We start from the raw sequence: 13,700 nt of genomic DNA, 5'->3' as shown, positions 1-13,700 counted from the left end.
CCAACCCGTCATGGTCACCGGGCCGGCTGGTCAGCCCAGTTCCCGGGCGAGCGCCCGCAGGTCGTCGTCGGTCGCGAGGCGGTTCTCCCGGATCATCAACTGCTTCACCTGATCGAGCAGTTGGTCCAGGGCGGCCGGCGGCAGGTCGATTCCGAGCGCTGCCGTCCGGTCGGCCAGGGTGTAGGGGCCGCTGTCCGGGGTGAAGGGGATCCGGCGCTCGTTGCCGACCAGGGACGGCTCCACGCAGTTGTGGAGCATCGCCTTCGACGGCAACGGCCGCTGCGACTTCATCGGCTACGGCGCCTCCGTCGTCGGCACCGGTTCGGGCACCACCCTCGTCCTCGACGGCGCGAACATCAGCAACGTCGGCGTGGTCCGTACGGCGGTCATCGCCGACGCCACCGCCAACGTGATCGTCAAGAACTCCACCATCCACTGCGCCGACGGAGTCGTCCCCGACGAGTACCCGGCGTCCGGCACCGGCGACACCCGCTGCATGATCACCGTGCCGTGGATGCTGGGCATCTCCGGCAACGTCCGCGCCACCAACCTGCTCGGCGCCAGCACCAAGGCGTCGTACATCAACTCCAAGATCTCCTCGGAGAAGTGGGGCGCGCTCTCGGTCGACGGCGGCAGCTACTGCACCCTCACCGCGATCAACAGCACCATCGCCAACACCGGCGGCGAGGGGTACGGCAGCTACGCCATCGGCAACGTCACCGAGCACTTCCTCGGCTGCACCTTCGACGTCGGCGACTACGCTCTCATCCACTGGGGCGCGTCGGCGCACTACGGCGACAGCACCAAGAGCGCGGTCTCCGCCCTCAACACCTCCCTCTCCCTCGGCCTGACCTCGGCCGAACTCGACGACCTCCCGGTGCAGTCGACCACCATCGACGCGGGCCGCTTCATGGTCATGTGGTACGCGGCGGGCTCGGTCGCCATCGACGGCGGCACCCAGGTCAACACCGGTGAGACCACGTTCATGTGCAAGGCGGTCGCCGGCACCGTCACCGTGGACGGCTCCGACGGCGCCGCGATCAACTCCGGCAACGGCGTCATCTTCCAGCTCATGGACACGGACCGCCCGAGCAGCGTCACGGTGTCCGGCTACCCCTGGTCGAGCGAGACGATCGGCACGTACACCGAGCCGACCGGCTCCCCGACCAAGGCGTCGAGCTGGACCACCACCAGCTCCCAGTCCACCGACGCGAAGGGCACCTTCACCGACATCGCCCTGACCGGCGACTTCTACAACTCGGTCTGGGGCGCCGGCAACGCGAGCCTCCAGGGCCAGAACCTCAGCCTCTCCTTCACCGGCAGCACCGTCGAGGGCGTGATCTCGGCGAGCACGGCCAAGCACAGCGTCTCGACCATCACGCAGACCGAGTACCGCCAGATCAGCGAGGTCACCAACACGCCGAGCGCGGTGGTCAACAACGGCGTCCTGGTGACGCTGGGCGCCGGCTCGACCTGGACCGTGACGGGAACGTCGTACCTGAGCGCCCTGACCCTGGCGTCGACGGCATCGGTCGAGGCGCCGAGCGGCAAGACGTTGACCCTGACGGTGGACGGCACGGCGACGACCATCACAGCGGGCAAGAGCTACACGGGCGCGCTGACCCTGACGGTGTCGTAAGAAGACCAACAGAAGAGAACCGGCCCCGGGGATGGATGCGAACCGAATCCCGGGGGCCGAGCTTTTCAAGGGAGGAGAGGCGTTCCTGCCTTTTCCTTATGCCCCGATCATGTTGAATCCCCCATCAGCCACCAAGAAACCTCCTGTGATGTGCCCGGCGTCCTCGGTCGCCAGGAACAGCGCGGCGCCGGCCAGTTCCTCCGGCCCCGGAATCCGCCCCATGGGTGTGTTCGCCCGCAGCACATCCCCGCGCCCGTCCTTCCAGTCCTCGCGCCCCAGCGTCGCCGCCGTCTCGATGAAGCCCGGCGCGAAGACGTTCACCCGCACCTTCGGCGCGAACGCGTGCGCATACGACTTGGTCAGCCCGATGATCCCGTATTTCGCGGCCGCGTACTGCGGTGCCCGCGCACTGCCCCGCACGACCACCGTCGACCCGATGTTCACGATCGCCCCGCCCCCCTCCTGCTCCAGCATCCGCCCCCCGAACTCGTGCGTGCACAGCAACGTGCCCTTGATGTCGACGGCGAGCACATGGTCGATGGACTCCTCCGTGATGTCCCGCCAGGACATCTGCTCCCGGGCGACGTCCCCGACGTTGTTGACCGCCACGTCCAGCCGCCCGAAGTGCGTCCACACCTCCTCCGCGAGCTGCGTGATCTGCGCGTGCTCGGAGATGTCGGCCTGCACGACGAGCGCCTTGCGGCCGAGCGCGGTCACCCGCTCCGCGGTCGCCTCGGCCCCCTCGCGGGAACCGCGGTAGTGGACGGCGACATCGGCCCCCTCCCGCGCCGCCCGCACGGCGATCTCCGCACCGAATCCGGTACCTGCACCGGTGACGAGCACGGTCTTCCCGGCGAAACGTTCGAACACGGCGGTCATACGGCCTCCAAGGTCATCGTGGATGCTCCACGGTCATCGTGGACGGGAATGTCAGACGAGCGTCCGGCCGCCGTCGACGTACAACACCTGCCCCGTGACGAACGCGGCGGCGTCGGACGCGAGGAAGAGCACCGGCCCGGTCAGGTCCGCGGGCCGGCCGAGCCGACCCGCGGGGACGAGGGACTCCAGGGACGCCCGGACCCCCGGCGCCGCGAGGTACTCACGGGTCAGATCGGTCCCGGCTGCCGGTGATGGTCCGGGTGCACGGCGGCGGCAACCGCTACGGCCACGGCGGCCAGGAGATCCACCACGGCCGCTCGTTGGCCCGGCGCGGCCTGGTCGTCGTCACCCTCAACCACCGGCTCGGCGCACCCGTTGCGGGACGGCGACGAAGTCCGCCGTACGGCACGGGAGTTCACCGGCGAGAGCCGGTTCGTCTACCCGGTGTGGCACTGGGCGCGGACCCAGGCGCCGGTCGTGCCCACCTGGCTGTACCGCTTCACTCGGACCCCTCCCCTGCCCCCCCGGCCTCCCGCTGGCCCCGCCCCGGGACGGCCTGGCCGGCTACGGCGTCCACCACATCGCCGAACTGCCCTACACCCTGGACACGTTGACGGCCCGCGCCTGGCGCTGGACCGACGCGGACCGTGAACTGGCCCGCACCATGGCCGACCCCACGGATCTGCTGGTCTCCTCCCTGCGCGGCAACTCGGTCACGCCGTACGAGGGTGCCACCGGTGGCACCCTCACCCAGCTGACCGACGTACCCGCCACCGGCGCCTACGACGCGACGGCGGCCGACCTGGACGGCGACGGCGTCCGCGACCTCGTGGTGGCGGACAGCACGGGCGGCCAGGTCGGTGTGTTCCGGGGGACCTGCCGGTGACCGGAACCTCAAGAGCGGCTGCCGCCGGCACTTCCACTGCCGGCGGCAGCCTCCGCAAGAGGCCCCAGAGACGACTGGATGTCCCTGACCTAGCTGTCCGTGACCATGAGGGACGCCATCATTCCTTCGTCCTCGTGCTGCAGAAGATGACAATGCAACATGTACATGTACGTGTCGTCGGAGAAGTCCGTGAACTCCATGGCGATCTCGATCGAGCCGCCGCCGACCACCTCGTACGTGTCGTACCAGCCGAGTTCGACGCCGGTGGGATCCTCGCCGTTGATGGAGATCAGCTGATACGGCACGTCGTGCAGATGGAACGAGTGCTCCAGCTGCGTGGAGTTCTTGATCGTCCAGATCTCCTTCGACCCGACGGTCGTGCTGATCATGGCCATCGAGCTCATGCTGGTGCCGGCCGAGCCGTTGATCAGCATCTTCGTGCCGGACTGGCCGAGGGTGATGGTCCGCGCCGTGAAGTCGCTGGTGTCGTACCGGTCGATCGTCCGGAGCGAGCTGGGCAGGTCGGACGGGGTGTCGGAGCCGCTCGCGGTGACGGCGAGGAAGTCGTACGTGCCGCTGCCGCCGCGGACCCAGCCGGTGGTGACGACCGCCTGGAGGGTGACGTCGGCCGAGAGGTCCATGACCATCTCGGCGCGGGCACCGGCCACCAGCCGGATCTCCGTCACATCGGCCGAGGACGCCAGGTAACCCTGGTCGGTGGCGATCTGGGTCATCGTGCCGCCGTCGCTGCGCTGGATGGTGATGATGTCCGACGGCGAGGCGTTGAGCAGCCGGAACCGGGTCCGGGTCTTGGTCGCGGTGAAGGTGAGGGTGGTGTCGTCGACGTTGGTGCCGTTGACCAGCAGCGGGAAGCTGAGGCCGCTGGTGAGGTAACCGCTCAGGTCGTACTTGATGTCGCCGGAGCTGTCCATGGCCAGGCACTGGAAGATCAGCGGGATGTCGTCGGTGCCGTAGGTGGTGGGCAGGTCGGCACTGGTGGTGTTGTCGCTGTCGTCGACGATGATCATGCCGGCCAGGCCGTGCACTGCCTGCTTCGCCGTGGTGCCCAGCGCGTGCGGGTGGTACCAGAGCGTCATGGGCTCGTCCTTGACCGTGAAGGTCGGCGACCAGGTGTCCCCGTCGGAGAACGCGACCTGGGGACCGCCGTCCATCTTGGCCGGGACGTGCGCGCCGTGGAAGTGGACCGTGGTGTCCTCGCCCAGGCTGTTGGTGATGTTGAGGACGTTGGTGTTGCCCTTGGTCCACTTCATGGTGGGGCCGAGGAACGACTGGTTGTAGCCGGCGGTGGTGCTGCTGACACCGCTGAGGATCTCGGTGGTGCCGGTCTGCGCCTCGAGCGTGAAGGTGGTGGTGCTGTCGGAGGTGGTGCCCTCCAGGAGGTCCGGGATGGTCAGGGTGGCCGTGTTGGTCGCCGCCCCGGCCTTGTTGCCGTTCGCGTCGGTCAGCAGGGCGAAGGTCGCGCCGCCCGCGGCGACGGCGCCCAGACCGACACCGGCCATGCCGCCGAGGAACTTCCGCCGGTGAACGCCCTTGCCGCGCTTGGCCGTCGCCTCCTTGGAGTGCTCGGCATCGGTGACGCGCTCCGCCTTGGAGTGCTCCGTCGCGAAGCGCTCCGCACCCTTGGCACGACGTCGCCGGCCGCGGGTTTCCTGGTCTTCGCTTCCGTCCGCCCCGAAGGCGGGATCCGTGGTGTGGCTCATGACCCCGGATGTTTGACCTGGGGACTGTGTGAAATCTGAGGCGAACTTAGGAGGCAACCCGAGGGGCTGTGAAGCGGCCATGGACGCTGATAATGCTTAACTCCCTTGAGAGGAAGGCGAGTTGATCAGGCGCAGCTAGCGCCCGGGGTGCGGGACGCAACGGACACAAGCAGTGCGCAGGATAAGCACAAGATAACGATTACGTCACAGGTGGAACTGGGGTTCAGGTCTGTCCGACCCGCCGTACGAGCCCCATGTAGCGATCCCAGTCCCAGTGCTTCCCCGGGTCGGTGTGATCCGTCCCCGGCACCTCCACATGCCCGATCACATGCTCGCGGTCCACCGCCATGCCGTACCGCCGGCATATCGCGGCCGTCAGCAGGGCCGACGCCGCGTACATCGCGTCCGTGAAGTCCTGCGGCCGGTCCACGAACCCCTCGTGCTCGATCCCGACACTCCGCTCGTTGTACGACCGGTTCCCCGCGTGGAACGCCACGTCCAGCTCGCGGACCAGCTGCGTGATCCGTCCGTCCTTGCGCACAATGTAGTGCGCCGCCGCCTCGTGCGCCGGGTCCTGGAAGGCCTTCACCGCGCTCGCGTAACCGCCCTGGGTGACATGGATGACCACCCGGTCTATCGGATAGTCGTCCGGCCGGTTCGCCGTCCGGTAGTTCGCGGGCGACGCGGCCACCCAGCGCGCACCCTTGAAGTCCACCGCGCCCGCCACCCGGGCCTTGCGCACCCCCGGCAGCCGCCAGTACAGCCGCGCCAGCTCGTCCCTGGTCAGCGCCGCCGTACCCACCGCGGCCGCCGCACCGCCGACCAGCAGCGCCCGCCGCCCGATCCGCCGGTCCTGATCACCCGCCACTGTCCGATCCACCCCCATGTGCACCCCCGTGTGATCTCCAACGGATACTCGCGGGCCCCGGTTCCCGCGCCCCCGTACCCTGGAGGGGTTATGACTGACACCCCGCAGCGCACCCGCCCCCTCCGCGTCCTCGCCGCCATGTCGGGCGGCGTGGACTCCGCCGTCGCCGCCGCCCGCGCGGCCGAAGCGGGCCACGACGTCACCGGCGTCCACCTCGCGCTCTCCGCGAACCCCCAATCCTTCCGCACCGGCGCGCGGGGCTGTTGCACCATCGAGGACTCCCGCGACGCCCGCCGCGCCGCCGACGTCATCGGCATCCCGTTCTACGTCTGGGACCTCGCCGACCGCTTCCGCGAGGACGTCGTCGAGGACTTCATCGCCGAGTACGAGGCCGGCCGCACCCCCAACCCGTGCCTGCGCTGCAACGAGAAGATCAAGTTCGCCGCACTGCTGGACAAGGCCCTGGCCCTGGGCTTCGACGCGGTCTGCACCGGCCACTACGCGCAGGTCGTGACCGGTCCCGACGGCTCCCGCGAACTGCACCGCGCCTCCGACATGGCCAAGGACCAGTCGTACGTCCTCGGCGTCCTCGACGAGAAGCAGCTCGCCCACGCGCTCTTCCCGCTCGGCGACACCGTCACCACCAAGGACGAGATCCGCGCCGAGGCCGAGCGCCGGGGGCTTGCGGTCGCGAAGAAGCCCGACTCGCACGACATCTGCTTCATCGCCGACGGCGACACCCAGGGCTTCCTCGCCCAGCGGCTCGGCAAGGCCGAGGGCGACATCGTCGACGAGTCCGGGGAGAAGCTCGGCACCCACGAGGGGGCGTACGGCTTCACCATCGGCCAGCGCAAGGGCCTGCGCATCGGCACCCCCGCTCCCGACGGGAAGCCGCGCTACGTCCTGGACATCTCACCGGTGAACAACACGGTGACGGTCGGCCCGGCCGACGCCCTCGACGTGACCGGCCTCACCGCGATCAAGCCCCGCTGGTGCGGCGCCGCCCCCACCGGCCCCGGTGTCTACACCGCCCAGCTCCGCGCCCACGGCGGCGAGACCGAGGTGAGCGCGGAACTGACCGACGGCGAGCTGCACGTCACGTTCACGGAGCCGGTCCGCGGCGTCGCCCCCGGCCAGGCGATCGTCCTGTACGACGGCACGCGCGTCGTCGGCTCGGCGACCATCGCGACGACGGTACGGCGTCAGCCGGTGACCTCGACCTCGTAGAAGCAGAGGTGGTCCTTGATCCGGGCGACGTCGGCCTTGGGCTCCGGGTATGCCCAAACCAGGTCCGGCGCGTCCGGCAGGGACCAGTACGAGGCGGTGCCCTTGAAAGGACAGACGGTGTGCGACTCGGAGGGCGCGAGCAGATCGAGCCGCACGTCGTCGGCGGGGATGTAGTAGCGCGGGGGGCAGCCGGTCTCGTGAAGGACGAGGGCCCGGTCGCTCTCGGCGAGAACCAGATCGCCGTGCGTCACACGCACGTGCTGGTCACTGTCTTCGATGGTGATCGTGTGTCCTGAGGCCATGTAAGGGGGACGCCGACGGAGGCCGACTTGTTCCCGACGCTCGGTGCAGCACCCCTCCAGGGGCGCGGGGCTGTATAGATCTGCGGCTCCGCCGCGTGGGCGCGACCAGCCCCCACGCACCCGCAGCCGCCATGCGACGGGTCATACCCTGACCCCATGCGAATCTGCGTCTTCCTCTCCGCCGCCGACCTCGACGACCGCTACACCCGCCCCGCCCGGGAATTTGCAGAACTGATCGGCAAAGCCGGCCACACCCTCGTCTGGGGAGGCTCCAACGTCGGCCTCATGAAGGTCGTCGCGGACGGAGTCCAGGAAGCCGGCGGCAAGCTGATCGGCGTCTCCGTCGACTTCCTCGCGAACAAGGCCCGCCCCGGCGCCGACGAGATGGTCGTCGCGGCCGACCTCGCGGAGCGCAAGCGGCTTCTCCTGGAGAAGGCCGACGCCGTGGTCATCATGGTCGGCGGCACCGGCACCCTCGACGAGGCCACCGAGATCCTGGAACTGAAGAAGCACGGCCGCACGGACAAGCCGGTCGTCCTGCTGAACACCGCCGGCTTCTACGACGGCCTGGAGGAACAGTTCCGCCGTATGGAGGCGGAGGGCTTCCTGCCTCGCCCCCTGTCGGAGCTGATGCACTTCGCCGCCGAACCCGCCGACGCGCTCGCCCACCTGGAGGCCGGCCGGAACGCCGGCTGATGCGAGCATGACCCTCATGGCAACTCATGTGATCACCGGCGCCGGTTCCGGTATCGGCGCCGCCGTGGCCCGCCGGCTGCACGCGCGTGGGGACGAACTCGTCCTGCACGCGCGCGACGCGGGCCGCGCGAAGGAACTGGCGGCGGAATTCCCCGGCGCCCGCACCCTGGTCGGCGACCTGGCGGACCCGGACAAGCTGTCCTGGGCGTTCTCCCACCAGACACTCCCGGAGCGGATCGATTCGCTGCTGCACATCGCGGGCGTGGTCGACCTGGGCGAGGTCGGCGAGCTGACCCCGAAGTCCTGGCGCCACCAGCTCAACGTCAACCTGGTCGCACCGGCCGAGCTGACCCGGCACTTCCTGCCCCAACTCCGCGCCGCCCGAGGCCATGTGCTGTTCGTGAACTCGGGCGCGGGACTCAACGCCCACGCGGGCTGGTCGGCGTACGCGGCGTCCAAGCACGGCCTGAAGGCCCTCGCCGACTCCCTGCGTCACGAGGAGGGCGGCAACGGCATCAGGGTCACCTCGGTCTACCCGGGCCGCACGACGAGCCCGATGCAGGCCAAGGTCCACCAGCAGGAGGGCAAGGAGTACGACCCGGCGAGGTGGATCGCCCCGGAGTCGGTGGCCACCACGATCCTCACGGCCCTGGACCTCCCGAGGGACGCGGAGATCAACGACGTCACCGTGCGCCCCGGCCCGGCGCGCGGCTAGGGGCCTCAGCCCCCGTCGCCCCCGTCCGGGCCGGGAAACGCGGTCTTTCCCGGGGCGTGCGGGCGACGACGTCATGGGTGTCCTCCCTGAACGGTGACGGGGGCCCGGGGCTGCGTGAGCCGCCGTCGGCCGGTCTCCGGCGCGGGACGGTGGGGCGGTGGGCGCCGGTCCGGGCGTCACCGGCGGCGGCCGAGCCCCGCCGTGATGGCCGACGCGGCACGGCGGGCGGTGTCGGCGAGGCGGTCCAGGTGGTGGTGGGGGCCGGTCAGCACGCTCAGTGCCGCCACCGGGGCACCGTCCGCCGCGTACACGGGTACGGCGGCGCAGCACACCCCCTCCAGTACCTCCTCGTGGTCGTAGGCGGCCCCGAGCTCCCGGATCCGCCCGGCCTCCTGTGGCCAGTCCCGGGGCAGCGGGCCGGGCGCCGGGCCGGGGCGGGTCCAGGCGGCGAGGACCTTGCCGGCCGCCGTGTACCAGGGCCAGACCAGCCGGTCGTCGGGCAGCGGGCGCGGCGCGTCCGCTGCCGCCGTCCAGTCCAGGACCAGCGTCTGGCCCCGGTGCAGTACGGCGAGCGCGACCGTCATGCCGGTGACGGCCGTCAGCCGCCGCAACGGCTTCCGCGCGGCCGACCGCAGGCCCGGGTGCGGCTGCCAGCCCTGGCCCAGCCGGAACATGCCCGGCCCGATGCGGTACCGGCCCGCACTGCGTTCGACGGCTCCCAGTTCCACCAGTTGGTCGAGCAGCCGGTACGCGGTCGTCTTGGGCAGGCCGCACGCGGCGGCGAGCGCGGTCACACCGGCGTCCTGTTCCCGTTGCAGCGCGTTCAGCAGAGCGAAGGCCCCTTCCAGGACACCCCGTCCGGCCGCCGCCGGCAACGCTCCGCCGAGGCCTGCCGAAGAGGCCGAGGCCGGCGGTGCGATCCGTGACGGTGCCGAGACGGGCGAGGTCACCCATTCCGGTCGATGCACGTGTCAACCCCCGTTTTCACGTGTGAGCCCCGTCCGGTTCCGGTACGGGGTGCGGTCCCGAGCGCGACACGCCGATGTACCGGCGCGAAACCGCCCGGACCAGGGTGGTGGCCGGGTGTGAGCCGATTTCTTGTCGAAAGCTTGTCGCCCAGCCCACGGATGTGAGGAGACTGTGAATGCGGGGCGGACGGGGGTGGGCGCAATGCTGAGGTTGTGTCTGTCGGGACCGGTGGAACTGCTGGTGCGCGAGACGCCGGTGGATCTGGGGCCGCCCCAACGCCGGGCGGTGCTGGCCGCGTTGGCGGTGGACGTCGGACGGCCCGTGCCGGTCGAGGCGCTCGTCGACCGGGTATGGGGCGCCGATCCACCAGAGGGCGCGCGCCGCGCCCTGTACGCGCACGTCGCCCGCATCCGGCGGGTGGCGGAACGCCTGGACGACAGCGGCGAGGGGCGATTACCGGTGCTGCGCCGGGCCGGCGGCTACCAGCTGGACCTCGAACCCGACAGCGTCGACCTGCACCGCTTCCAGCGGCTGGCCGCGGCGGCCCGCGACGACGCGCTGCCCGACCGCACACGTGCCGCGCGGCTGCGCGAGGCGCTCGGACTGTGGCGCGGCGAGCCCTTCGCCGGTCTGCCCGGGAACTGGCCCGCCCGGATGCGCGAGACCTGGCGTCTGCAGCGCGTGGACGCCGCCGTACGCCTCGCGGACCTGGAGATCCACGGCGGCGACCCGGCGGCCGTGGTGGGGCAGTTGGCGGACCTGCTGGGCGAGTACCCGCTGACGGAACCCCTGGCGGAGGCCCTCATGCGGGCCCTGCACGCGGTCGGCGACAGCGGCGAGGCGCTGCGCTGCTACGCCCGGACCAGAGAGCGCCTGGTGGAGGAGCTCGGCACCGAACCCGGGCGCCGGCTGTGGGAGTTGCACCAGGAGATCCTCCGGGACCGCCCCCTGGCCCCCGCCCGCGAACAAGGCAGGACTGCCGCCCGCGGACACGAGAAGGCCCCTGCCCCGAAGCCCGTACACCCGACCCCGACCACCCCCACCGACCGACACCGGGCTGGGCGAACGGCCCCGGAACTGCCGCCCACGCCCGCCGATCGGAGTCGGGCGGGCCGTGGGGTGTCGGATTCTCCGGTCGCTCCCGCCGATCGGAGTCGGGTTGGGCAGGGGGAGTCGGGGCCGTCGGCCGTGCCCGCCGGCCGGCACTCGGAGGGGCGCCGGGCGCCGGAGCCGTCGGTCGTTCCCGCCGATCGGAGTCGGGTTGGGCAGGGGGAGTCGGGGCCGTCGGCCGTGCCCGCCGGCCGGTACCCGGAGGGGCGCCGGGCGTCGGATTCACCGGTCGCTCCTGCTGATCGGCATCGGGCGGGGCGTGGGGTGTCGGAGTCGTCGGTCGTTCCCGCCGATCGGAGTCGGGCGGGAGAGGGGGAGTTGGAGGCGCCTGCTGTCTCTGCGGATCGGAGTGCGGAAGGGCGTCGGGCGTCGGAGTCGTCGGTCGCCTCTGCTGATCGGAGTGGGGCCGGGGGTGGGGTGTCGGGGGCGTCGGCCGTGCCCGCCGGCCGGCAGTCGGAGGGGCGTCGGGCGTCGGAGTTGTCGGTCGCTCCTGCCGACCGGCAGTCGGAGGGGCGCGGGGGCTCGGGTCCGTCGTCCGCCCCCGCCGACGCGCACCCGGCGGAGCGTGCCGCGTCCGATCCGGCGGCCACCCTCGCGGTCCCGGAGGGCGGCGCCGCGCCGTACGCCGCGCCCGCCCAACTCCCGCCGGGCTCAGCGGGTTTCACCGGGCGCGTCGACGAACTCGCCCAATTGGATGCGCTGCTCGACGACGTCGGGCGGCGCCCGGCGGCGGTCGTGGTGTCCGCGCTGTCCGGCATGGGCGGTGTGGGCAAGACCGCACTGGCGGTGCACTGGGCACGGCAGGCCCGTCCGGCTTTCCCCGACGGGCAGTTGTACGTGAACCTGCGCGGCTTCGACCCGGGCGGCGCACCGCTCCCCCCGGACCGAGCCCTGCGCGGATTCCTGGAGGCGCTCGGGGTGCCCGCCGCCCGGCTGCCGGAGTCGCCGGACGCGCAAGTCGGCCTGTACCGCAGCCTGTTGTCCGGCCGCCGGGTCCTGGTCGTCCTCGACAACGCCCGCGACGCGGACCAGGTGCGGCCGTTGCTGCCCGGTGCGCCGGGCTGTCTGGCCCTGGTGACCAGCCGGGCTCCGCTGACCGGGCTCGCCGCCGCGGAGGGCGCCCGGCTGCTCGCGCTCGACCTGCTCGGCGCCGAGGAGTGCCGCGACCTGCTCGCCGGCCGTCTGGGCGCCGCCCGGGTCGCGGCCGAGGCCGCCGCCGTCGACGAGATCGTGGTGCGCTGCGCCGGGCTGCCGCTCGCCCTCGCGGTCGTCGCCGCCCGCGCCGCCGCCCGCCCCGCCGTACCGCTGGCCGCCTTCGCCGACGAACTGCGTACCGCCGAGCGGATCCTGGACCCGCTGGACACCGGCGACCCGGTCACCGCGGTACGGACGGTCTTCGACTGGTCGTACCGGACTCTGAGCCCGGAGGCGGCACGGCTCTTCCGGCTCCTCGGCCTGCATCCCGGCCCCGACGCCGACCTGACGTCCCTCGCCGCGCTCGCCGGCGTGGGCGTGGGGCGGGTCCGCGCGCCGCTGGCGGAACTGACCGCTGCCCATCTGCTGATCGAGCACACCCACCACCGCTACACCTGTCACGACCTGTTGCGGGCCTACGCCGTCGAACTGGTCGCCGAACACGACGACGCACGCGCGACCCGGGCCGCGACCCGCCGCGTCCTGGACCACTATCTGCACACGGCGTACGCGGCCGACGCCCTGCTGACCCGGCGCCGCCACCCGATGACCCTCGCCCCGGCCGAGCCCGGCGCCCTGCCCCGCCAACTCGCCGACTACGACGAGGCGCTGGCCTGGCTGATCGCCGAACAGTCCGTACTGCTGTCGGCCGTGGAGCGCCGGTCGCCCGGCCTCGACGCCCACACCTGGCAACTGGCCGCGACCCTGACCACGTTCCTCGAACGCCAGGGCAACTGGCAGGCCCTCACCGACATCCACACCGTCGCCCTGCGCGCGGCCGAGTGCCACGAGGACCCGGCAGGACAGGCGGCCGCCCACCGCGGCCTGGGCCTGGCCCGCTTCCAGCTGCGGGACCGGCAGGGTGCCCGCTACCACTTCACCCGGGCGCTGGGCCTCTTCCGGCGGCTGGACAACCACGCCGGTCAGGCGCGCACCTGCCAGAACCTGGCCAAGATGGCCTGGGCACACGGCGTGACCCGGGAGGCACTGCACTACTCACGCCGCTGCCTGGAGCACTTCCGGCTCGCCCACGACCGCGGCGGCCAGGCGGTCGCCCTCAACGACATCGGCTGGTACCTCGCCGAACTCGGCGAGCTGGGAGAGGCCCTGGAGCACTGCCGGCAGGCACTGCCGCTCGTCCAGGCGACCGGCGACCTGAGCGGCCAGGCACACACCTGGGACAGCCTCGGCTACATCCACCGGCGCCTGGGCCGCCACACCACGGCCGTGGAGTGCTACGACCGTGCCCTCCCGCTCTTCCGCAAGACCGGCGACCTCCGCAGCGAGGCCATCTGCCTCACCTACCTCGGCGACACCCACGAGGCGGCGGGCGCGCCCGGCCCCGCGCTGGACGCCTGGCGGCGGGCCCTGGACCTGTTCGACGAACTGGGCCTGCCGGAGGCCCGGGCACTGCGCACCAAGATCAGCACCACCGCGACGGCCGGCCTCGCGCCGCCACCCGCCGCCGCACACCGCACCGGTCACCCCGCTTAG

At 71.8% G+C, this 13,700-nt stretch carries 14 protein-coding genes; 7 read left to right on the top strand and 7 right to left on the bottom strand.

Annotated features, from left to right (window positions below; all coding sequences use genetic code 11):
• Nucleotides 1-30: 30 nt before the first annotated feature.
• Entirely contained in the window at nucleotides 31-258 is a 228-nt protein-coding gene (locus EDD90_RS17875; protein WP_123973976.1) for a hypothetical protein, read from the bottom strand.
• Between EDD90_RS17875 and EDD90_RS17870 the strand changes: the two genes are divergently transcribed.
• Nucleotides 248-1,639, top strand: coding sequence for a hypothetical protein (locus tag EDD90_RS17870; protein WP_185149132.1), 1,392 nt, complete (start codon nucleotides 248-250; stop codon nucleotides 1,637-1,639). The genes EDD90_RS17875 and EDD90_RS17870 overlap by 11 nt on opposite strands.
• 96 nt (nucleotides 1,640-1,735) lie before the next feature.
• Here the strand turns inward: EDD90_RS17870 and EDD90_RS17865 are convergent, their stop codons facing one another.
• Both EDD90_RS17865 and EDD90_RS17860 read right to left on the bottom strand, forming a co-directional pair.
• Nucleotides 1,736-2,518, bottom strand: coding sequence for an SDR family NAD(P)-dependent oxidoreductase (locus EDD90_RS17865; protein WP_123973975.1), 783 nt, complete (start codon nucleotides 2,516-2,518; stop codon nucleotides 1,736-1,738).
• A 51-nt stretch (nucleotides 2,519-2,569) separates the two neighbouring features.
• The gene (locus EDD90_RS17860; protein ID WP_394365689.1) at nucleotides 2,570-2,707 is read right to left on the bottom strand and encodes an SDR family oxidoreductase; all 138 of its coding nucleotides are present in this window, start codon (nucleotides 2,705-2,707) and stop codon (nucleotides 2,570-2,572) included.
• A gap of 62 nt (nucleotides 2,708-2,769) precedes the next feature.
• Between EDD90_RS17860 and EDD90_RS17855 the strand changes: the two genes are divergently transcribed.
• Together EDD90_RS17855 and EDD90_RS17850 are read left to right on the top strand one after the other, a co-directional pair.
• On the top strand, nucleotides 2,770-3,132 hold the full coding sequence (locus EDD90_RS17855) for a carboxylesterase family protein (RefSeq protein ID WP_123973974.1): 363 nt from the start codon (nucleotides 2,770-2,772) through the stop codon (nucleotides 3,130-3,132).
• Nucleotides 3,129-3,404 (top strand): VCBS repeat-containing protein, encoded by a 276-nt coding sequence (locus EDD90_RS17850; RefSeq protein ID WP_123973973.1) that lies wholly within the window; start codon nucleotides 3,129-3,131, stop codon nucleotides 3,402-3,404. The genes EDD90_RS17855 and EDD90_RS17850 overlap by 4 nt, the downstream gene beginning before the upstream one ends.
• Nucleotides 3,405-3,493: 89 nt before the next feature.
• On the opposite strand, the gene EDD90_RS17845 is transcribed toward EDD90_RS17850, so the two are convergent.
• The gene (locus EDD90_RS17845) at nucleotides 3,494-5,125 is read right to left on the bottom strand and encodes a multicopper oxidase family protein (protein WP_123973972.1); all 1,632 of its coding nucleotides are present in this window, start codon (nucleotides 5,123-5,125) and stop codon (nucleotides 3,494-3,496) included.
• A 223-nt stretch (nucleotides 5,126-5,348) separates the two neighbouring features.
• Nucleotides 5,349-6,011 (bottom strand): N-acetylmuramoyl-L-alanine amidase, encoded by a 663-nt coding sequence (locus EDD90_RS17840; protein ID WP_123973971.1) that lies wholly within the window; start codon nucleotides 6,009-6,011, stop codon nucleotides 5,349-5,351.
• Between the two features lie 72 nt (nucleotides 6,012-6,083).
• Here EDD90_RS17840 and mnmA point away from each other — a divergent pair, with 72 nt between their 5' ends.
• A complete protein-coding gene (gene mnmA / locus EDD90_RS17835) occupies nucleotides 6,084-7,220 on the top strand; it encodes a tRNA 2-thiouridine(34) synthase MnmA (RefSeq protein WP_123973970.1) in 1,137 nt (378 codons plus the stop codon).
• Here the strand turns inward: mnmA and EDD90_RS17830 are convergent.
• Nucleotides 7,196-7,522, bottom strand: a complete 327-nt coding sequence (locus tag EDD90_RS17830; protein WP_123973969.1) for a DUF427 domain-containing protein — start codon at nucleotides 7,520-7,522, stop codon at nucleotides 7,196-7,198. The two genes, mnmA and EDD90_RS17830, sit on opposite strands and share 25 nt — an antisense overlap.
• Nucleotides 7,523-7,678: 156 nt before the next feature.
• Between EDD90_RS17830 and EDD90_RS17825 the strand changes: the two genes are divergently transcribed.
• Both EDD90_RS17825 and EDD90_RS17820 read left to right on the top strand, forming a co-directional pair.
• Nucleotides 7,679-8,218: a TIGR00730 family Rossman fold protein gene (locus EDD90_RS17825; protein WP_123973968.1), complete on the top strand. Its 540-nt coding sequence runs from the start codon at nucleotides 7,679-7,681 to the stop codon at nucleotides 8,216-8,218.
• Nucleotides 8,219-8,225: 7 nt separating this feature from the next.
• Entirely contained in the window at nucleotides 8,226-8,933 is a 708-nt protein-coding gene (locus EDD90_RS17820) for an SDR family oxidoreductase (protein WP_123973967.1), read from the top strand.
• 176 nt (nucleotides 8,934-9,109) lie between these two features.
• Here the strand turns inward: EDD90_RS17820 and EDD90_RS17815 are convergent, their stop codons facing one another.
• Nucleotides 9,110-9,901, bottom strand: a complete 792-nt coding sequence (locus EDD90_RS17815) for an IclR family transcriptional regulator (protein WP_260327909.1) — start codon at nucleotides 9,899-9,901, stop codon at nucleotides 9,110-9,112.
• Between the two features lie 202 nt (nucleotides 9,902-10,103).
• Between EDD90_RS17815 and EDD90_RS17810 the strand changes: the two genes are divergently transcribed.
• Nucleotides 10,104-13,700 (top strand): BTAD domain-containing putative transcriptional regulator, encoded by a 3,597-nt coding sequence (locus EDD90_RS17810; RefSeq protein ID WP_260327908.1) that lies wholly within the window; start codon nucleotides 10,104-10,106, stop codon nucleotides 13,698-13,700.

This window comes from Streptomyces sp. Ag109_O5-1 (assembly GCF_003814875.1).
Lineage (GTDB): Bacteria > Actinomycetota > Actinomycetes > Streptomycetales > Streptomycetaceae > Streptomyces > Streptomyces sasae.
The sequence above is the reverse complement of the archived record's forward strand: the minus strand, read 5'-3'. Positions and strand labels throughout refer to the sequence as shown.

What these genes read in the sequence shown, in the direction of transcription:
- EDD90_RS17825 (WP_123973968.1), top strand. Translation starts at nt 7,679, where the DNA reads ATGCGAATCTGCGTCTTCCTCTCCGCCGCCGACCTCGACGACCGCTAC.
- EDD90_RS17840 (WP_123973971.1), bottom strand. Translation starts at nt 6,011, where the DNA reads ATGGGGGTGGATCGGACAGTGGCGGGTGATCAGGACCGGCGGATCGGG.
- EDD90_RS17830 (WP_123973969.1), bottom strand. Translation starts at nt 7,522, where the DNA reads ATGGCCTCAGGACACACGATCACCATCGAAGACAGTGACCAGCACGTG.
- EDD90_RS17865 (WP_123973975.1), bottom strand. Translation starts at nt 2,518, where the DNA reads ATGACCGCCGTGTTCGAACGTTTCGCCGGGAAGACCGTGCTCGTCACC.
- EDD90_RS17810 (WP_260327908.1), top strand. Translation starts at nt 10,104, where the DNA reads ATGCTGAGGTTGTGTCTGTCGGGACCGGTGGAACTGCTGGTGCGCGAG.
- mnmA (WP_123973970.1), top strand. Translation starts at nt 6,084, where the DNA reads ATGACTGACACCCCGCAGCGCACCCGCCCCCTCCGCGTCCTCGCCGCC.
- EDD90_RS17845 (WP_123973972.1), bottom strand. Translation starts at nt 5,125, where the DNA reads ATGAGCCACACCACGGATCCCGCCTTCGGGGCGGACGGAAGCGAAGAC.
- EDD90_RS17820 (WP_123973967.1), top strand. Translation starts at nt 8,226, where the DNA reads ATGACCCTCATGGCAACTCATGTGATCACCGGCGCCGGTTCCGGTATC.
- EDD90_RS17855 (WP_123973974.1), top strand. Translation starts at nt 2,770, where the DNA reads ATGGTCCGGGTGCACGGCGGCGGCAACCGCTACGGCCACGGCGGCCAG.
- EDD90_RS17875 (WP_123973976.1), bottom strand. Translation starts at nt 258, where the DNA reads ATGCTCCACAACTGCGTGGAGCCGTCCCTGGTCGGCAACGAGCGCCGG.